The organism is Pedobacter xixiisoli (genome assembly GCF_900215335.1).
GTDB lineage: Bacteria > Bacteroidota > Bacteroidia > Sphingobacteriales > Sphingobacteriaceae > Pedobacter > Pedobacter xixiisoli.
This window is the reverse complement of the sequence record NZ_OCMT01000004.1, coordinates 210,302-228,234: the sequence shown is the minus strand read 5'-3', so window position 1 is coordinate 228,234 and position 17,933 is coordinate 210,302. Positions and strand designations below refer to the sequence as shown.

The window sequence follows — 17,933 nt, the reverse complement described above, 5'->3', positions numbered from 1 at the left end:
CCAAATTTGGTTAACTTTGAGCTTTAAACATTACAATTATATGAGCGAGGAAAAATCATTAAACTTTATAGAAGAAATTATAGAGAATGATTTAAAAAGTGGAAAGTACGAAACATTGGTCACACGTTTTCCGCCAGAACCAAATGGTTATTTGCATATTGGCCATGCTAAGGCAATTTGCTTAAACTTCGGATTGACTCAGAAATACGGAGGTTACACCAATCTAAGGTTTGATGATACTAACCCGGTTACTGAAAAAACAGAGTACGTAAACAGCCAGCAGGAAGATATCCAATGGTTAGGTTTCCAGTGGAAAAACGAATTGTACGCTTCTGATTATTTCGATCAGTTGCATGGTTTTGCTGTGCAGTTGATTGAAAAAGGATTAGCTTATGTAGATGAGAGTACGGCAGAAGAAATTGCTGCTCAAAAAGGAACGCCTACCGAACCAGGAACGCCAAATCAATACAGAGATAGAAGTATAGCAGAAAATTTGGAACTTTTTGCCAAAATGAAAGCTGGCGAATTTGAGGATGGCGCTTGTATTTTAAGAGCTAAAATTGATATGGCCAGCACTAATATGTTGATGCGTGACCCAATCATTTATCGCATCAAACATGCGCATCATCACCGTACTGGAGATGCTTGGTGCATTTACCCGATGTATGATTTTGCCCACGGACAAAGCGATAGTATTGAAAACATCACGCACTCTATCTGTACTTTAGAATATGTTTCGCACAGAGAATTGTACGATTGGTTCATCGCACAATTGGGTATTTTTCCTTCTAAACAATATGAATTTGCACGTTTAAATCTTACCTACACGGTAATGAGTAAGCGTAAATTGCTGCAATTAGTTAACGAAGGTTTAGTTTCTGGTTGGGATGATCCACGCATGCCTACAATTAGTGGTTTGAGAAGAAGAGGTTACACTCCAGAAAGTATCAAAGAGTTTTGTGAACGTATTGGTATTGCCAAAAGAGAGAACTTAATTGAACTGAGCCTATTAGAGTTCTGTATCCGTGAGGATTTAAACAAGAAAGCAACCAGAGCAATGGCGGTGCTAGACCCAATCAAATTGGTAATTACTAATTACGAAGGTGATGGAGAAATTCTAATTGGAGAAAACAACCCAGAAGCAGAAGATAAAGGTGGTACTAGAGAAATTCCTTTCAGTAAAGAACTTTGGATAGAACGCGAAGACTTTATGGAAGAACCCGCTAAAAAATGGTTCCGTTTGGCGCCAGGTTCAATGGTGCGTTTAAAGTTTGCATACATTGTGAAGTGTGAAAACTTCGTGAAGGATGCCGATGGAAACGTAACTGAAATTCACTGTACCTATTTCCCTGATTCAAAAAGTGGCAACGATACCAGTGGGCTTTCCGTAAAAGGAACCATCCACTGGGTGAGCACCAAACATGCTAAAACTGCAGAGGTGAGATTATACGATCGCTTGTTCAGTGTGGTTTCTCCAGATGCGGAAGAAGGTGACTTTAAAGATTATCTAAATCCGAACAGTAAAGAGGTGTTGAGCAACGTTTATATCGAACCTGCGCTAGCCGACGCAACTTTAGGAACAGGATATCAATTTATCCGTAAGGGGTATTTCTGTTTAGATAAAGATTCGACAGCAGACCATTTGGTGTTTAACCGAGTGGTTTCGTTAAAAGACGGCTGGAAAGGATAAGGCAAGTTACGAATGACGAGTTACGATTTTAGATTTATACATCTAGCCCAATCGTAATTCGTAACTCTAAAATCGTAATTATTTATAAAGACTCTTCTTATCCATAAAATCAATTACAGCATCCGGCACTAAAAACTGGATGCTTTTTTCTTGCTTAATCGCATCGCGGATAAACGTCGAAGAAATATCCATTTGAGGTGTTTCTGTAATCACTACTGAACGGTGACTTTCCCATTCACTTAAATCAATTCCTGGTCTTGGATAAACAAATAGCTTGTGATTCTCGAGTAGAAGCTCGTAGTTCTTCCATTTTTTAAAAGAAGCCAAGTTATCTGCCCCCATAATCAGAGCAAATTCCTTATCTGGATATTTTTCTTTCAAGTGAGTTAGTGTATCAATGGTGTAAGAAGGTTGCGGCAATTTGAATTCGATGTCGCTAACTTTGAGATGTGGCGCATGCTCGGTAGCTAAGCGAGCCATTTCCAAGCGGTCGTACATGTCTGCCAATCCGCTTTTTTGCTTTAACGGATTGTGAGGAGATACCACGAACCACACGTCACTCAAATCAGTGTAGGTGGCCATGTAGTTAGCTATTACCAAGTGCCCAATGTGGATGGGATTGAAGGAACCGAAGAAGAGACCAGTGATCAGTTTTCGGTTTTCAGTTTTCAGTTCGTGTTGCATACAATTACTTAGCTCCGTATTTTTCAGGGTTGTTCATCATGTGGTTCAACAGTTTGCCAACTTCGTCGCTCAGACTAATCAAATCATTAAAATCTTTCTCAGCTAAATACTTGCATTCTAAGGCGAATTTGAGCCAGCCTTTTGTTTCACTATTCTCCATATCACTATCAGATAGTTTGCTGACAAAATTAGCTGGATACCTACGTTTTCTATAGGCCTCTACAATACAAATATTAGTTGAACGAGAAGAACGCCTAATTTGATCGGTTAAAGAGTACATTTCCTCTTTTGGAAAGGCTTTAGTGATTTCGAAAATTTGCATTGCCAAATCAAACGACCTCTTGTAAGCCAATAAATCATTAAAATCGCTCATTTGTTTCTATTAAGGTCGATGGAAAACCGTATGGGCTTTTTAAGCAATTGAAAACTGCTAATTGAGAACTGTTAACTATTTCAAGAAATTCCCCACCAGCTGCTCTGCCTCGGCACAAGCAGTTTCCAAATCAAAATTCTTTAGGATAACATCAAATTTATCAGCGTAAGCCAACTCTTTTTCAGCTTTAGCATAGCGCTCTTGTAGTTTTTCTTCGCTATCTGTACCTCTGCCTGCCAAACGTTCTTTTAGCACTTCTAAAGATGGCGGCTGAACGAAAATAGCTAATGCATCATCTTCAAACTTACGTTTCAAGCGAAGTCCACCTTCTACGTCAATATCAAAAATTACATGTTTGCCACCTTCCCAAATTCTCTCAATTTCCGAACGTAAAGTACCATAAAATGTACCAGTGTAAACTTCTTCAAATTCAACAAACTCTTGGTGTGCTACTTTATGTAAAAACTCTTCTTTGCTGATAAAATAATAATCCTTTTCGTTAGTTTCATCGCCCCTCAACTCTCTAGTTGTTGCAGAAATAGAGAAGCTAAGATTGTCAAATTTGCTCAACAGATGCTTTACAATGGTAGTTTTACCAGCGCCCGATGGAGCAGAAAATATAATGAGTTTGCCTTGTTTCATGTTTTTGAGACCAAAGACTAAAGCGAAAAGTCCAAAGTTTTAATCTTTGAGCTTAAAGCTTTAAGCTTCTATAATACATTTAATAATTGTTCTTTAATTTTTTCTAGTTCTTCTTTCATGCCCACTACCAATTGCTGTATTTGCGCATCGTTAGCTTTAGCACCCATGGTATTAATTTCTCTTCCAATTTCTTGAGAAATAAAACCAAGTTTTTTGCCATTGGCATCTTTGTCCTTTAAAGTAGCAACAAAGTAGTCGCAGTGACTTTTTAAACGAGTTTGCTCCTCGGTAATATCTAATTTATCAATGTAGTAAATCAGTTCTTGCTCAAAGCGATTCTGGTCATAATTGACTTTTCCTACCGTATCTTCCAAAAACTGGGTTAAACGAGTTTTGATGTGCGGAATTCTCTGTGGAGCCAACGTTTCTACCTCTGCAAAAAAGCTTAGAATATTTTTAATGCGAAGTTCCAAATCAGTTTTTAATACCTTTCCTTCATCTTCTCTAAATTGCCCGAAATTACTCAATGCCTTTTGGAAGGTAGCCTCTAAAACCTCCCATTCACTTTCGCTGGCCTCTTCTTCGGTGTAGGTAATCACCTCTGGTAAATTAAGTACCGATGGCAATAAGTTCGAAATATCAGCGCCTAAACTTTTGTTGACTTCAACTAACTGCGTGTAGTATTTCTTTAGCAGGGTTTCGTTAATCGAAGCGCCTTTCTGAGATTCTTCACTACGTTCAACCGTAATTGCCATGCTTACTTTACCACGCTCAATAGCCTTGTTACAAAGGTTACGTAAGTAAAGTTCTTTGTCAGAAAACGCTCTAGGAATTTTTAAACCTAACTCAAGAAATTTCGAGTTTAAAGATTTTATCTCTACAGAAAACTTCACACTTCCGTGATCTGTAGAAGCCAAGCCAAAGCCGGTCATTGATTTTATCATGTGCAAAGATAGTAAAAAGGATTTTAGCTGAAAGGTTAAGGCTTAAGGTTTTGATTATAGCTATCATTTTAGAAAAACAATGCCATTGGTTCTTCGGTAACATCAATCCTGCTGTACGCTATTATCTTTTTTGAGCAGCTTACCGTCATTTCGAACGCATGTGAGAAATCTCGAAGTTAAAAGCATCTAAGAATAGATTTCTCAGTTGTGCCTCCTTCGAAATGACGCAACAAAAAAGTATAACCGCTACCATCAGGTTTATCTAACTAAAACTTGTGCAGTTACCTGCTATGAGCCTTTCTCTACCCTTTGGGGAGAGATGCCGAAGGCAGAGAGGGGCTTCTTATTGCTTCTTCCATCAAATCATAAACTTTCTTCTTCAAGGTAGGAACATCATCCATCGTTAAACCAACCACACTAACTTCTGGCAAAAAAATAGTGGTAATTAAGCCTGGCCTTACCTTCAATGGGTTTTTCCTTGGCAACAATTTACGGTTGTTAATCATCACAAAAGGAATAATTGGCGTTTGGGTTTCTATCGCAATGCGAAAAGCGCCGTCGTAAAAATAGGCCAAGGGTTTTTCGGTTTGGTTCATCGTACCTTCCGCAAAAATCAATATCGATTGCCCATTGGCGATGTCTTTTTTCAGTTGCGTTACAGATTGTTCCCTGCTTTCTTTACTGCTACGGTCTATCATTACCACAATACGTTTGTAAATTAAACCAAATACAGGGACTTTGGTCATTTCTACTTTGCCCAATGCACTAAAATATTGGGGAATGCTTAAGCAAACAGCTATTGCATCTAAGTATGAGCCATGATTACCTACGTAGATATGAGATTTGGAGCGATTGATGCTTGCTTTATTTTTTGTAGTTATCCAAAAGAAACTGAATAAACTAAAAAGCCAGGCCCAAGTTCTTAGTACGGTTAAAATAAATCGCTTACCAGTATCTATAGGTAACATTGCAGAGAAAATCAGCACAAAAGGTAATGCGGCAAACATCAGTGTGATGAAGATGATGGCTGCATAAAGAAGATATACAATTGATAATGCTTTTCTCATGAATTAACCTTTTTTAACTTAGTGCAAGCAAAACATTTGTTAAGTTTACAAATTATAAAATTACGCCGCAATGTATACAAAGGCAAGTCTGATATTTTCTTTAGTTGTTGTGCTATTCGCTGTCAACACAGCGTTCGCTCAACAAAATTTCACGCTTACTGGTGTTCTTTTCGAGTATGCATCAAAAAATAGGATTGCTTTAGCTGAAATTAAAAATAAACAATCGGGTTTTGCTACAGGTAGTAACGATATAGGTCTTTTCACTATTAAAGCCAATATAGGAGATACTTTGCTCATTACTAAAAGAAATTTTAGCGACTTAGAGTTCGTAGTTAGAAACAATAAAGATTTGGTACTTTACCTGAACAAGGGAACTACATTAAACGAGGTAACGGTAACTGGACAAACTAAAAAACAGGCTCTAGACGAGATTAAAAAAGATTATCGAAATAAAGGCTCTTTTTATGGAGGGAAACCGCCCATTTTGTCTTTACTTGGGTCTCCCTTAACTTTCTTTTACGAACTCTTTGGAAAAACGCCAAAGCAGGCTAGGCGCTTTAACAAAATGTACCAGACAGAGATGCAGGATAGCCAAGTAGATCAGCTTTTTAACAAAACAACGATCAATCAGCAAACAGGCTTAACAGGAAAAGAACTGGAAGATTTTTTGGTAAACTATAGGCCAACTTACGAGCAATCAAAAAATTGGAATGTTTACGATAGCATCAAATGGATTAACGAATCGTACAAGAAGTATAGCGATACTGTTAAGGTTAAAAGTCAAAAGTAGAAAAAGTTAAGAGTGCTGGGTAGATCATTTTTACTGTTTAGAACAATTAGCCCATTATCAAATCAACCAATTATCGCATTAAATAGATAAAGCCTCGCAAGCTTTCTCAGCAGCTAACTTTTCAGCATTTTTCTTATTGTAATCTCTGCCAATGCCATAGTTTTCACTATCAATCATCACTTTTACGGTAAATAATTTAGCACTTTCTCCTTCACCATTTTCCACTACGTCAAAAGCAACTTCTTTACCTTGGCGTTGGCACCATTCAATTAAGCGGCTTTTGAAATTGGTTTCCGTAATTTCTAGGTGATGAATATCTACATAAGGCTTAATGATACGTTTTAGAATAAGGTTTTTAGTGAAATCGTAACCTTTATCTAAGTAAATAGCACCAATCAACGCTTCGAAAGCATCACCATACATCGAATGATGTTTAGATTGGAAGTTTACCGTCTTTTGGTCGAAGATGATTAATTCATCAAAGCCCATTTTACGTGCAAGCTGATTAAGGTTTGCTCTATTTACAATTTTGGAACGCATTTCTGTCAAAAAACCTTCCTCTTTGTAAGGATAGCTCTTGAAAAGTAACTCGGCAACTACAGAGCCTAAGATGGCATCACCTAAAAACTCTAGCCTTTCGTTACTGCTTCTGCTGCCATTTTTTAAAATTTTAGCTACAGAGCGATGCCTAAACGCCATTTTATAAAGCGCCACGTTACCAGGCACAAAGCCAAGTACGTTTTTGAGTTTTTTTACAAACTGCTTATTGGGCGAAAGATATAGTTTATAAATGCTTAACAAGGACATCAACTAGCTTCACAAAATTTAATACAGAGGGGCATTCGTATAAATATACGACACAATAGCCTTAAACCCTAAGCTTTTTGGCTTATTCTTCGTATTTCTTAAAAATTACAGAAGCGTTATGTCCACCAAAACCAAAAGTATTACTAATTGCAGCTCTAACTGTACGTTTTTGAGCTTTGTTAAAAGTAAAATTCAGTTTAGGATCGATCTCTGGGTCGTCTGTAAAATGGTTAATTGTTGGCGGTACAGTATCGTTATTGATTGCCAAGATAGCTGCCAGAGCCTCAACTGCACCAGCCGCACCTAGTAAGTGTCCAGTCATAGATTTTGTAGAACTGATGTTTAAATTATAAGCATGTTCTCCAAATAAATCTACGATGGCTTTAGCTTCTTGTATATCTCCAAGTGGAGTAGAAGTACCGTGTACGTTGATGTAATCGATTTGATTGGCTTCTAAGCCTGCGTCTTGCAACGCCTTTGTCATTACCATTTTAGCGCCCAATCCCTCTGGGTGTGGAGCTGTGATGTGATGTGCATCTGCACTCATACCGCCACCAACAATTTCAGCATAGATTTTAGCACCACGAGCTTTTGCGTGTTCTAATTCTTCTAAAATAATGGTGCCAGCACCTTCTCCGGCCACAAAACCATCACGGTCTTTATCAAATGGACGAGAAGCGGTTGCAGGGTCATCGTTACGAGTAGATAAAGCATGCATTGCATTGAAACCACCCATACCAGCTTCGTTTATAATCGCTTCAGAACCACCGCTGATAATAATATCGGCTGTGCCTAAGCGAATATAGTTAAATGCATCAATCATCGCATTGGTTGACGATGCACAAGCAGAAACAGTGGCAAAGTTTGGTCCACGCAATCCATACTTCATCGAGATATGCCCTGGGGCAATATCAATAATCATTTTCGGAATAAAGAAAGGATTGTATCTAGGCGTTCCATCTCCTTTGGCGAAGTTTGTAACCTCGTCTAAGAAAGTTTTTAAACCTCCAATTCCAGCGCCCCAAATTACACCAATCCGGTTTGTATCAAGTTTAGAGAAATCATATCCTCCATCTTTAACAGCCTCTTCAGTGGCAACTAGTGCGTATTGAACAAACGGATCCAGTTTGCGAGCTTCTTTTTTATCCAAAAAATCTTCTGGATTAAAGTTTTTTACTTCGCAAGCGAATTTCGTTTTGAATTTTTCAGTATTAAAACTTTTGATTGGCGCAGCGCCGCTCACACCATTTGTTAATGCTTCCCAAAACTCGGGAACAGTATTTCCAATTGGAGTGAGCGCACCCAACCCAGTAACTACTACTCTTTTTAATCCCATTTATAAGTATTGTACAGAAAAAGTATTTCTACTTAACGTTTTTTTCTAAATAAGCAATTGCTTGACCTACAGTACCGATAGTTTCAGCTTGGTCATCAGGAATAGCTACATTGAATTCTTTTTCGAATTCCATGATTAACTCTACAGTGTCTAATGAATCAGCACCTAAGTCGTTTGTGAATGAAGCCTCTGGCGTAACTTCGCTTTCGTCAACACCTAGTTTTTCTACGATAATAGCCTTTACTCTTGAAGCAATATCAGACATAATTTTATAATTTAATGGTTAAATAATTCTGTGCAAAGAAAAATAAATTCTAACACTTTTCAAATGTTTTTATTTCTCTGTCAATTTTAATACGTTTAAAACCGAAAGTAAAATTAGTTTTATAATTTCGTAATCCTAATAAAAAAATACATTTTGAACAAAACTTACTTAAAACTATCACTCGATTTAGATTTCGTTCTAATTGCAGTTACAGCTTCGTTAAAGGATTATGTTTTGTGTCACAAGATAAACACTAATCTTAATATTGAGTTTTATAAAATTGAAGATCACGAGGTATATTTTAATACAGATGAGGCGCCATTATCATTCTCAAAATATTATTTTTTTGTTGAAGAAGGAGAGCGTGAATATTTTTTGGTAAGCAATAGAAATAGCGAAGGTTTTCTAATTCCGGAGATGAATAAGGTAGATTTTTTTATTGTGATTCATCAATTTATAGATAAGGAAGACCTAAATTTTATCATCAGCAGCCTTAACAAAATGCCTGATATTCAGGTTGCTGCGCAAATTGATGTACGCAAATTGAAGTCGAAGGAAAATTTGGTAATGTAAATTTTATATTGTTAGTGTAGTAAATACACTATATTTGAATATCAAATCAAACTGAAATAGTATAATCCATCGCTTAAACAACTTTTGCGAATAGCATTTTGTGTAAGTAATAAATAACAAGACAATTTTAATGAAACCTTTTCATTCAAGAACTAAAATCGTAGCCACTTTAGGCCCAGCATCGGCAAAGCCAGATGTTCTATATAGCATGTTTAATGCTGGTTTAGATGTTTGTAGATTAAACTTCTCGCATGGTTCGCAAGCAGATCATCAAGCGGTAATTGATACCATCAGAGATATCAATAAAAAACATAAGTACAACGTTGGAATCTTAGCCGATTTACAAGGTCCTAAAATTAGGATTGGTATGGTTAAAGATGGTGGTATTAACCTAATTAACGGTAGCAAAACCACTATTACTACACAAGAGTGCATCGGTAACGAAGAGCGTATTTACATTACATACGAGAACTTCCCGAAAGATGTAAAAGCGGGTGAAATTATCCTTTTAGATGATGGAAAACTGCAAATGCGTGTGTTGGAAACTAACTACAAGGATGAGGTAGTTTGCGAGGTAGTTCACGGTGGTATCTTAACTTCTAGAAAAGGAGTTAACTTGCCAAATACTAAGGTTTCTATCCCTTCATTAACTCCAGAAGATAGAAAAAACCTAGATTTTGTACTAGAAAGCGATGTCGAATGGATTGGTCTTTCTTTCGTCCGTAACGCAGCAGATATTGTTGAGTTAAAGGATATCATCAAAGAAAGAGGAAAAACAGCGAGAGTTGTTGCTAAAATCGAAAAACCTGAAGCTATTGCTAATATCGATGAGATTATTGCGGTAACAGATGCGGTAATGGTTGCTCGTGGTGACCTAGGGGTAGAAATGCCAATGGAAGAAGTTCCTTTGTTGCAAAAAATGATTGTAAACAAATGTAGAGCTGCTTCTAAGCCGGTAATTATCGCTACGCAAATGTTGGAAAGCATGATTACTACACCTCGCCCAACTCGTGCAGAGGTAAATGATGTGGCTAACTCAGTATTGGATGGCGCTGACGCAGTAATGTTAAGCGGTGAGACTTCGGTAGGTGAATTTCCTTTAATCGTTATTGAAACGATGCAGAAAATCGTTAACAATATCGAACAGAATAACTATCCATTCCACTCTGATAAGTTTTTGAAGCCAAAATCTGATAGCTTCTTAGGTGATGCAGTTTGTGATTCGGCTTGTTTCTTAGCTAAACAGACGGATGCTGTAGGTATTGTAACGATGACATCAAGCGGTTATACTGCATTTGAAGTCGCTAGTCACCGTCCAGAAGCGCCAATCTTTACTTTCACTAGTAACGAAAGCTTGTTAAACACTTTAAGTTTAGTTTGGGGTGTTAGAGGTTTCTTCTACGACAAATTTGAAAGCACAGATAGCACTATCGAAGAAGTTAATGATGTATTGAAAAAGAAAAAATTGGTTAAAAAAGGCGATGTAGTAATTAACACAGCAGCGGTTCCTTTGGAGAAAAGAAGCAGAACCAATACAGTTAAGGTTACTGTAATAGAGTAATTTTTTCGATCAGAAAAATACAAAATGCGCTAGTCGGTTTGGCTAGCGCATTTTTATTGCTCAAAAATTATATTTTTGCAAAACAAAGGAGAGGTGTCAGAGTGGTCGAATGAGCAAGCCTGGAAAGTTTGTATACTCGCAAGGGTATCGAGGGTTCGAATCCCTCCCTCTCCGCAGTTAAGTTATTCAGTAGCAGTCAAACCCATTTAATTTTATAGTTAAATGGGTTTTTGTTTTTGTAGGTTTATCCAATTTAACCATATTTCCTCAACTTAATATGCCCTAATCGTTGTCTGTTTTTTAATTTTAAAAAAGTCAACGATTAACAGTTAATTATTTGCTTTTTAATTAGTTATAACGTATCTTAAAGAGTATTCAATACATTTATTATGCAAGTAACTAAAAGAAATACGTTCTCAATTTTAATGTTTATACACAGGGGCAAAAAAAACAAAAATGAAGAATGCCCTATTTATTGTAGATTAACTATTCAGGGTAAATCGAGAGAGTTTTCAACTCAAATTTGGATGCTGGACAAAAAATGGAACTCCGCAGCATCTAAAGTTATCGGCAACAACGAATTTGCAAGAACAGCAAATCACACGATTGAAGCTATTAAAACAAATCTTTATAATATACGAGCTAATTTTCAAGAGCAAGGGAAAATTATCACGCCAGAATTAGTGGTTAATACACATTTAGGTAAAACAGAACGTAAGCATACATTAATTGAAATACTTAGTTACCACAATGAAAAACATGTTAAACCTTTAATTGGTAAGGATTATGCTGCGGGAACTTATGAAAGATATAGCACGTCACTAGCGCATGTTAAAAAGTTTCTTATTTATCAATATTCATCAACCGATATTGCTCTTTCAGAATTAAATCTTGCATTTGCTACTAACTATGAATTTTACTTAAAGACTATAAGAAAGTGTGGACATAACTCGGCTATTAAATACATCAAAAATTTAAAATCGGTTATAAATTTTGCCGTCAGAATGGGATGGTTGAATGCTAACCCTTTAAACACATACATAAGTAGGTTAGAAAAAGTGGATAGAGGTCATTTGTCTGAATTAGAACTACAGAAAATTGAAACAAAAAGTTTTCAAAGTGGAAGAGTTTCAGAAATTAGAGATGTATTTGTTTTCTGTTGTTATACAGGCCTCGCTTATTCTGATGTTGCCAAATTAAATAAGGAAAATATCGGTGTCGGAATAAATGGTAGAAAGCATATTTCAATTAGAAGAACCAAAACAGATATATTGGCTAAGATTCCATTGTTAGATAAAGCAATGGAAATTTTAGAGAAATATAGTGACGATCCAGACTGTGTTTATAATAATAGACTTCTTCCGACAAAGAGTAATCAAAAACATAACGAGTATTTAAAAGAAATTGCAGAAGTATGCGAGATTGAAAAAAATCTTACTACCCACATAGCTAGACATACGTTTGCAACATTAATGCTCACAAAAAAAGTTTCTATGGAATCGGTAAGTTCAATGCTCGGACATACCAATTTAAAAACCACTCAGATTTATGCAAAAATTGTAGCGGAGAAAATTAATTCTGAAATGGATTTGGTAAATGATTTGCTGAAAAGTGGTCAAAAAACGGGTTAAAAAAATTAAAAACAATATTTTTTTAAAAATAATATTGTTTTTAATTATCTAGTAGTCATTGTTTTATGTACTTTTTTCTGAAACTAAATTTTTATTGGCTAAAATTTAGTTTGCTTTTTAAATAGTTTTTTTCAGTCTTAGATGGCTAATAAACTCAATTAAAATGAAAACAACTGACATAGCCACAAAAGCGGACATTGAAGAATTGATGAACGCAGTACAGCAATTAAAGACATTAATAATTGCTCCCAAATTAGAGCAGAAATATCTTAGATCTTCTGATGTGAAAAAACTTCTTAATATTTCTGATAGCAGTCTGCAACGTCTAAGAATTAGTAACACCTTACCTTCCAAAAAAATCAATGGCACATGGTTTTACAAGTATGAGGATGTAGTTAAAATGATGGAGGGGGGTATGAATGGCTAAGTATTTAAAAAAAATGTCTAGACCAATGCCTGCCGAATTTAGAATTAGAAAAGAGGATACTAGAATTGATTTGCTAAAAAAGCGTGGACTTAGTAAAATACAACTTGCTTATGCGAGCAGGCACCCTTTAGGAATGACTAATTATTTTAACTCTCTTATTGCTTGTGCTTATGGAGTAAACTCTGCTATTTTCTTTAACCATGTAAGCTTTTGGATAAAGCATAATGAAGAACGCAAAATGAATTATTTTGAAGATAGGTATTGGACATACGGCACATTAGAATTTTTATTGGATCAATATTTTCCATATTTATCAGTAAGTATGCTTAGGACTGCTATCGATAAACTATTAGATGATCGTATCATTATTAGGGGAAATTTTAATAAACATGGTTATGACCAAACAACATGGTATTCTATAGATAATAATAGGGTCAAAAGGATTTTTGACTACGGGCATATTGATTTGTTAATTCTTTAATAAGCTAATTTCGATTTTCGTTTTTCCATTTGCGGTTAATAGCAAGACAATACCATATATAAATTAAGAGTTAAATAAATAATTATTTAATAAATACCTTTAAGACAACAACTCCTTTGCTTCCGTCTATTCTAGATGTAATGGAGTGTTTGATGATACTCCCTCGGAAGCAAAGGAGTTGTTGTCATTAAATATTGATAGCCCCTAACAACCCTACAGCTAGATGCTTTTAGCCGAGTGAGCTCACTAGAATTTTAGATCAGCAATTTTTACAGATTGCGGATAATTTTTAAGTTGATGAAACAATAGGGCTTACCTCCTAATACTGAAATTTCACGTTTTCCTAGGATACAAGTTGTTTTTCTATTTTTTAAGGGTTTAAAAATCAACGGAAAGCAATATGCCTTTACAGCGCAATAGACTTAACTTGTATAAGATACAAGTTCCTCAGATAGCAAAAAACCGTACTCTTAATTTAGAGTTGTGAAAATGTACAGCCAACATCGTCAAACGAAGAGCGGATGAAGTAGTAGTTTCTGTAGTGTAAATAAGTATAGTAGTTTATATATTCAGTTGAAGTAAATATAGTAGTCGTTTACCTTTGTATACAAGTGAGGTATTAGGAGGGAATAGTGAGGCAAAGAAAATAGAATTACAGATTAAGGATTATAAATTATTTATATTTCCTTCACGGTATAAATAATTTGAGCGAAGTTTTGGGGTGGTTATTTATATAACTAACTTAGTCGTATTAAAAATGACATATAGATAAAACGAAGATAACATAGAATTCAAGATTTAGCGTAACCGCCTAAAATCTCTGCCAACTGAAAGGTCGAAAATTCAAAATGCACAGAGAGAAGTATAGGAAGGTACGTCCACGTAATACGTGGGCGCTACTTATACTTTGTGCATAGGGATTCGACCCCCTCAGTGGCAAGTATTCTGTAGATGTCCCACGTATTTTTTGTAATTAATCTGAATTATATGAATAGAAAGACCACTCTAACAGTTATTGCCTTTTCTGGCATACTGTATTCGTGCAAACAACCTTCTCCCGAAGACAGCACTCAAACATCTGTAAAGACTTATATCACTGACAGTCTAAAAACACGAAAAATATCATTTCAAGAATTTAGCAACTTTGATACTATTACTCGGTACGATTCACTGGTTAATGAAATTAAGGTTATAAATCAAAAGATAGAACATGTTAATACTGAGTTGAAAAAGACAATTGACTATAAAGCCGAATATGATAATATCGCAGGTATGGCTAGTCTATTCTCAAATAAAGAGAATCAAAACAAAATAGACGAGACTTATGAGAATATCAGTAGAACAATAAAAAATTTTGAAGCTGGATTAGAACTTTTCAATAGAAATAAGAACGAAGCTTTGGCTCTTGTTAAGGATGAAAAGAATAAAGTCGAAGTGTCCGAATATCTAATTGCATGTAAATATCTAATTGGAAAAGAAATTTATTCTGAAACATTTGTTGTAAACCCAAAATTTAAAGTCGTTCAAACGTTAAAATAACTAAACATGAAAAGAATATTAATACTAATAATATGCCTATTGCCAATAATAACAAAGGCACAAGATCCCTCAAAATATGAATTACATAAGAAGATAATATCAGAGACTTGCATTGGTGGAAATGGTAATGGTACCTTCTCATTGGATTTTTCGAGTCTTCAAAAAACGCTAATCATCAAAACCAATAAAAAAACCTTTGATAAAAATTTACCGAATTTTGTTGACGAGGGTAAAGTTAGTTTCTCTTATAATGAGCAAACGAAAGACCATGATATTCCACAATATGAAATAACTTACGTGCTTTTAAAGAACGGAAACCCAACCTCAAGTTTTATCATTAGCATTGACAAAGAAATTAGCGCACCAATTACTGGAATTAATGTTTTAGACATTACTAGTTTAAAATGTGATAAACTAATTCAATCTGCCCTAGGCTCGGGTTTTTATTTCCGCAGCTCAGTTAGTAATTCACTGAAGAGATACTATTCAAATGATAAGAAGAAATTAGAAATAATAGTTACGAAGCGTAGAGATGGAGGGTTTAACTTTTACATATTTAAAATCTAAAAAACATAGGAGGTTGTGATGACCTCCTTTTTTATTTAACTTCAACGTTCTGTAATTATATTTCTGAAACGTAAACTATGACTTACATCCCAAAATTATTTCTCGAAACACATAAAGATTTGATTGATGAAGTCATACTCTTTTTTACAGCTGAGGTGAATGGAAACTTTGACGAAATAAAAGCGATAAGCAAACAACGAAATATTCAGATGAAAAGGGATAAACTAAATGATGCAATTGATTTTGGTTACTTTTCAATTGATGAGTTTTTAGATTTTGCACATAAAAGAGGAAAGATTAAGGGAGGGATTTCATTTGATGCAGTAGAATTAGTTTTAAAAATTCTCGTTGAAGAACATGTTCTTACACCTGCGCCAACCTCTTTTGAAAAATCCTTTGGAATTAGATATAGGGCTAATGGGAAGTTTGCGGAGTATTTGAATAAAAGAGGTCTAATATTAAATCTTATTGGTGGTTGGTCACAAATAATTAATAGGTACAGGCTGTCTGTAGTGAAGATAGAACACATAAATAAAATTGGTGATAGCTCTATAGGTACTGGCTATTATTACGCGGCAGGGGATAGTAAAATTAGCAAGTACTTGATAATTACCAATCGTCACGTAGTAGAAAACGCTAGTAAAATTAATGTTTACTTAGATAATGATACAGCTTTACCTTATCAAGAGATTGTTGAAGATCCTAAATTGGATTTGGCTTATATAGTGTTGAAAGAACCTTTAGGATCTCTATACTTGGATTTCGAACCGAAGCCAGATGTGCTTTCTGAAATTATTACAATTGGCTATCCCTCTATTCCAATGACAAAGGCAGCTTATCAAGTTTATCATAAGGGGGAAGTAAATTCTTTTGTAGAGGATTATGACGGCAATAAGTTCTTTTTAATTTCAGCAAAAACATCATCTGGCAATAGTGGAAGTCCTATTATAAATAAACATGGGTTAGTTGTCGGAATTGTTGCGCAAGATTTTTTTGAACAAAAGCAATTCTTTGAAAAAGGTAAGCCTTCCTATGCTGCGGGCATTCCTAGTGAAGAAATAGTAAAATCATTAAATACTTACATATTTAAATAATTTCAATAAACCATCCAGATCGCTTTCCTCTTAAATCTCGTATTTTCTTCTTTCGTTTACCTGGATCGTAAATGAAGCATCCCTCTATATCTCTAACAAACAAAACCCAATGCCAGCCACCTTCGCTGTCATAGTTAGTTGATGCTATCGCAATTTTTGCAGGAATATTATTCCACTTTTTAAACTTTCGTTTAGAAGCAGAACTAAAATTAAAAATATTGAGTGCTTTGTTCATATCCTTAAAGTCAGTCCCTAAATAATCATCATTATCAAAGAAGCCTGCTTGTTTTAATATTTCCTTAACTTGGAAATAGGTTTGGTTAACTATCATTGCAACACAAGCAATACCGCAGCCTGTGTCATCATGCTGATAAACATGATTTACTTTCATACTTAAATTTTAATATCGTTAAATACATTATAAAACCTAGGCAAATCTGCTTGCCTTATTATTTCGTCATTATAAACCTCCAGCATTTGAATGCTGCGATGGCGAGTATACTTTGATACTGTTAGCAATTCTCCTTTATAGTTTTTAATGAGCTTTGTTGTGAAGAAATGTCTGAATCCGTGAGTTGTGCCGTCAATATCCAGATCGTTTAACAGGGCCTTTATAATCGCCCCAATTGATTTAGTAGTTAGTCTATTGCCATTACAGAAATTACTTTTGCTTTTAAATACTGCTCCAGTATTTATTTTTTCAATGTTTATGTAGTCTTTTATTGCTTTAACAGTGTAAGGGTGTAACCAAACAATTTCTTTATCGTCTCTACCCTTTCCAGTTATAAAAACACATTTGTTTTTTAGGTCAATATCATTTATATCCATTCTGCAAACTTCAATCTGCCGGAGGCCTTGAAATAAAAAAAACGCTAAAAGCGCTTTCAATCGTAAATTTTCGGAAGTTGGGGTAAGTGCCTTGCAATGTTCTTGAATGATTAAAATATCATCTTCTGTTAATCCATCCTTTTTATGCCCTTGATTTTGTTTAAACCCTTTAATGTTTACTGTAATATCCTTATCTAAATAATCTAATCGATAAAGTTCACGAAGAAAGATCTTTGCTGAAATGAAATACTTGTTCTTCGTTGATATGCTGAAATTGCTTTCGTGCAGTTGTCGTTTATAGTTCAAAAGTGTATTTCTTTCAAATCCGTTTTCTTTAATAAATTCAACAAACTTACCTATCCTATATTTATAGTCAGTTATAGTTGGTTTTGACAAGTCTAAACCAAGAAATATTTTATTAGATAGGTTTTCTAAATCGGATGATTTATATGAATGTAATACATCTGATGAACTTATTTCGCTTATAAATAAGTTATGTTTCACAATACAAATATACTATTTAAAAAGTACAAATGCAATTTAAAATATTGATAATGAGGTTTTTGTATCTTAATGTGTGTGATTGTTAATAATTGAAAATTGATTTTAGGCAATAGTTTTTTTATAATTACTT

The 17,933-nt window shown here is 35.0% G+C and carries 20 protein-coding genes and 1 tRNA gene; 11 read left to right on the top strand and 10 right to left on the bottom strand.

Going from position 1 to position 17,933, the window contains the following annotated elements; translation table 11 throughout:
• Positions 1-40 precede the first annotated feature (40 nt).
• Complete coding sequence (locus CRO54_RS17095; protein WP_097133300.1) at positions 41-1,690, top strand: glutamine--tRNA ligase/YqeY domain fusion protein; 1,650 nt, start codon at positions 41-43, stop codon at positions 1,688-1,690.
• Between the two features lie 78 nt (positions 1,691-1,768).
• Here the strand turns inward: CRO54_RS17095 and nadD are convergent, their stop codons facing one another.
• The 5 genes from nadD to CRO54_RS17070 all read right to left on the bottom strand — a co-directional run bounded on the left by nadD (position 1,769) and on the right by CRO54_RS17070 (position 5,400).
• Entirely contained in the window at positions 1,769-2,374 is a 606-nt protein-coding gene (nadD, locus tag CRO54_RS17090) for a nicotinate (nicotinamide) nucleotide adenylyltransferase (RefSeq protein WP_171047955.1), read from the bottom strand.
• A gap of 4 nt (positions 2,375-2,378) precedes the next feature.
• Complete coding sequence (locus CRO54_RS17085) at positions 2,379-2,747, bottom strand: four helix bundle protein (RefSeq protein ID WP_097133299.1); 369 nt, start codon at positions 2,745-2,747, stop codon at positions 2,379-2,381.
• A 75-nt stretch (positions 2,748-2,822) separates the two neighbouring features.
• On the bottom strand, positions 2,823-3,389 hold the full coding sequence (gmk, locus tag CRO54_RS17080) for a guanylate kinase (protein WP_097133298.1): 567 nt from the start codon (positions 3,387-3,389) through the stop codon (positions 2,823-2,825).
• A 68-nt stretch (positions 3,390-3,457) separates the two neighbouring features.
• The gene (locus tag CRO54_RS17075) at positions 3,458-4,321 is read right to left on the bottom strand and encodes a YicC/YloC family endoribonuclease (protein ID WP_097133297.1); all 864 of its coding nucleotides are present in this window, start codon (positions 4,319-4,321) and stop codon (positions 3,458-3,460) included.
• Positions 4,322-4,635: 314 nt separating this feature from the next.
• The gene (locus CRO54_RS17070) at positions 4,636-5,400 is read right to left on the bottom strand and encodes a lysophospholipid acyltransferase family protein (RefSeq protein WP_097133296.1); all 765 of its coding nucleotides are present in this window, start codon (positions 5,398-5,400) and stop codon (positions 4,636-4,638) included.
• A gap of 70 nt (positions 5,401-5,470) precedes the next feature.
• On the opposite strand from CRO54_RS17070, the gene CRO54_RS17065 reads away from it, so the two are divergent.
• Positions 5,471-6,190, top strand: coding sequence for a hypothetical protein (locus CRO54_RS17065; RefSeq protein WP_097133295.1), 720 nt, complete (start codon positions 5,471-5,473; stop codon positions 6,188-6,190).
• A 78-nt stretch (positions 6,191-6,268) separates the two neighbouring features.
• Here the strand turns inward: CRO54_RS17065 and rnc are convergent, their stop codons facing one another.
• The 3 genes from rnc to CRO54_RS17050 form a co-directional block, all read right to left on the bottom strand.
• A complete protein-coding gene (rnc, locus tag CRO54_RS17060; RefSeq protein WP_097133294.1) occupies positions 6,269-6,997 on the bottom strand; it encodes a ribonuclease III in 729 nt (242 codons plus the stop codon).
• An 82-nt stretch (positions 6,998-7,079) separates the two neighbouring features.
• Positions 7,080-8,333 carry a beta-ketoacyl-ACP synthase II gene (gene fabF / locus CRO54_RS17055; RefSeq protein WP_097133293.1) on the bottom strand — a complete coding sequence of 418 codons (1,254 nt, stop codon included), beginning with the start codon at positions 8,331-8,333 and terminating at the stop codon, positions 7,080-7,082.
• Positions 8,334-8,361: 28 nt separating this feature from the next.
• A complete protein-coding gene (locus CRO54_RS17050; protein ID WP_008508386.1) occupies positions 8,362-8,598 on the bottom strand; it encodes an acyl carrier protein in 237 nt (78 codons plus the stop codon).
• Between the two features lie 153 nt (positions 8,599-8,751).
• Here CRO54_RS17050 and CRO54_RS17045 point away from each other — a divergent pair, with 153 nt between their 5' ends.
• The 9 genes from CRO54_RS17045 to CRO54_RS17005 all read left to right on the top strand — a co-directional run bounded on the left by CRO54_RS17045 (position 8,752) and on the right by CRO54_RS17005 (position 16,471).
• Entirely contained in the window at positions 8,752-9,171 is a 420-nt protein-coding gene (locus tag CRO54_RS17045; protein ID WP_097133292.1) for an IPExxxVDY family protein, read from the top strand.
• 130 nt (positions 9,172-9,301) lie between these two features.
• Positions 9,302-10,732: a pyruvate kinase gene (gene pyk / locus CRO54_RS17040; RefSeq protein WP_097133291.1), complete on the top strand. Its 1,431-nt coding sequence runs from the start codon at positions 9,302-9,304 to the stop codon at positions 10,730-10,732.
• A gap of 87 nt (positions 10,733-10,819) precedes the next feature.
• A tRNA-Ser gene (locus CRO54_RS17035) sits at positions 10,820-10,906 on the top strand.
• A gap of 215 nt (positions 10,907-11,121) precedes the next feature.
• The gene (locus CRO54_RS17030) at positions 11,122-12,363 is read left to right on the top strand and encodes a site-specific integrase (protein WP_097133290.1); all 1,242 of its coding nucleotides are present in this window, start codon (positions 11,122-11,124) and stop codon (positions 12,361-12,363) included.
• A gap of 163 nt (positions 12,364-12,526) precedes the next feature.
• Positions 12,527-12,790, top strand: coding sequence for a helix-turn-helix domain-containing protein (locus CRO54_RS17025; RefSeq protein ID WP_097133289.1), 264 nt, complete (start codon positions 12,527-12,529; stop codon positions 12,788-12,790).
• 25 nt (positions 12,791-12,815) lie between these two features.
• Positions 12,816-13,271 (top strand): hypothetical protein, encoded by a 456-nt coding sequence (locus tag CRO54_RS17020; RefSeq protein ID WP_138765864.1) that lies wholly within the window; start codon positions 12,816-12,818, stop codon positions 13,269-13,271.
• 987 nt (positions 13,272-14,258) lie between these two features.
• On the top strand, positions 14,259-14,810 hold the full coding sequence (locus tag CRO54_RS17015) for a hypothetical protein (RefSeq protein ID WP_097133287.1): 552 nt from the start codon (positions 14,259-14,261) through the stop codon (positions 14,808-14,810).
• A gap of 6 nt (positions 14,811-14,816) precedes the next feature.
• A complete protein-coding gene (locus CRO54_RS17010; protein ID WP_097133286.1) occupies positions 14,817-15,377 on the top strand; it encodes a hypothetical protein in 561 nt (186 codons plus the stop codon).
• Positions 15,378-15,454: 77 nt separating this feature from the next.
• On the top strand, positions 15,455-16,471 hold the full coding sequence (locus tag CRO54_RS17005; protein WP_097133285.1) for a S1 family peptidase: 1,017 nt from the start codon (positions 15,455-15,457) through the stop codon (positions 16,469-16,471).
• Here CRO54_RS17005 and CRO54_RS17000 read toward each other — a convergent pair.
• Together CRO54_RS17000 and CRO54_RS16995 are read right to left on the bottom strand one after the other, a co-directional pair.
• Positions 16,464-16,862 carry a cysteine peptidase family C39 domain-containing protein gene (locus tag CRO54_RS17000; protein WP_097133284.1) on the bottom strand — a complete coding sequence of 133 codons (399 nt, stop codon included), beginning with the start codon at positions 16,860-16,862 and terminating at the stop codon, positions 16,464-16,466. The two genes, CRO54_RS17005 and CRO54_RS17000, sit on opposite strands and share 8 nt — an antisense overlap.
• 2 nt (positions 16,863-16,864) lie before the next feature.
• Complete coding sequence (locus tag CRO54_RS16995) at positions 16,865-17,803, bottom strand: tyrosine-type recombinase/integrase (protein WP_171047956.1); 939 nt, start codon at positions 17,801-17,803, stop codon at positions 16,865-16,867.
• Positions 17,804-17,933 lie beyond the last annotated feature (130 nt).

What these genes read in the sequence shown, in the direction of transcription:
- CRO54_RS17095 (WP_097133300.1), top strand. Translation starts at nt 41, where the DNA reads ATGAGCGAGGAAAAATCATTAAACTTTATAGAAGAAATTATAGAGAAT.
- nadD (WP_171047955.1), bottom strand. Translation starts at nt 2,374, where the DNA reads ATGCAACACGAACTGAAAACTGAAAACCGAAAACTGATCACTGGTCTC.
- CRO54_RS17085 (WP_097133299.1), bottom strand. Translation starts at nt 2,747, where the DNA reads ATGAGCGATTTTAATGATTTATTGGCTTACAAGAGGTCGTTTGATTTG.
- gmk (WP_097133298.1), bottom strand. Translation starts at nt 3,389, where the DNA reads ATGAAACAAGGCAAACTCATTATATTTTCTGCTCCATCGGGCGCTGGT.
- CRO54_RS17075 (WP_097133297.1), bottom strand. Translation starts at nt 4,321, where the DNA reads ATGACCGGCTTTGGCTTGGCTTCTACAGATCACGGAAGTGTGAAGTTT.
- CRO54_RS17070 (WP_097133296.1), bottom strand. Translation starts at nt 5,400, where the DNA reads ATGAGAAAAGCATTATCAATTGTATATCTTCTTTATGCAGCCATCATC.
- CRO54_RS17065 (WP_097133295.1), top strand. Translation starts at nt 5,471, where the DNA reads ATGTATACAAAGGCAAGTCTGATATTTTCTTTAGTTGTTGTGCTATTC.
- rnc (WP_097133294.1), bottom strand. Translation starts at nt 6,997, where the DNA reads ATGTCCTTGTTAAGCATTTATAAACTATATCTTTCGCCCAATAAGCAG.
- fabF (WP_097133293.1), bottom strand. Translation starts at nt 8,333, where the DNA reads ATGGGATTAAAAAGAGTAGTAGTTACTGGGTTGGGTGCGCTCACTCCA.
- CRO54_RS17050 (WP_008508386.1), bottom strand. Translation starts at nt 8,598, where the DNA reads ATGTCTGATATTGCTTCAAGAGTAAAGGCTATTATCGTAGAAAAACTA.
- pyk (WP_097133291.1), top strand. Translation starts at nt 9,302, where the DNA reads ATGAAACCTTTTCATTCAAGAACTAAAATCGTAGCCACTTTAGGCCCA.
- CRO54_RS17030 (WP_097133290.1), top strand. Translation starts at nt 11,122, where the DNA reads ATGCAAGTAACTAAAAGAAATACGTTCTCAATTTTAATGTTTATACAC.
- CRO54_RS17025 (WP_097133289.1), top strand. Translation starts at nt 12,527, where the DNA reads ATGAAAACAACTGACATAGCCACAAAAGCGGACATTGAAGAATTGATG.
- CRO54_RS17020 (WP_138765864.1), top strand. Translation starts at nt 12,816, where the DNA reads ATGCCTGCCGAATTTAGAATTAGAAAAGAGGATACTAGAATTGATTTG.
- CRO54_RS17015 (WP_097133287.1), top strand. Translation starts at nt 14,259, where the DNA reads ATGAATAGAAAGACCACTCTAACAGTTATTGCCTTTTCTGGCATACTG.
- CRO54_RS17010 (WP_097133286.1), top strand. Translation starts at nt 14,817, where the DNA reads ATGAAAAGAATATTAATACTAATAATATGCCTATTGCCAATAATAACA.
- CRO54_RS17005 (WP_097133285.1), top strand. Translation starts at nt 15,455, where the DNA reads ATGACTTACATCCCAAAATTATTTCTCGAAACACATAAAGATTTGATT.
- CRO54_RS17000 (WP_097133284.1), bottom strand. Translation starts at nt 16,862, where the DNA reads ATGAAAGTAAATCATGTTTATCAGCATGATGACACAGGCTGCGGTATT.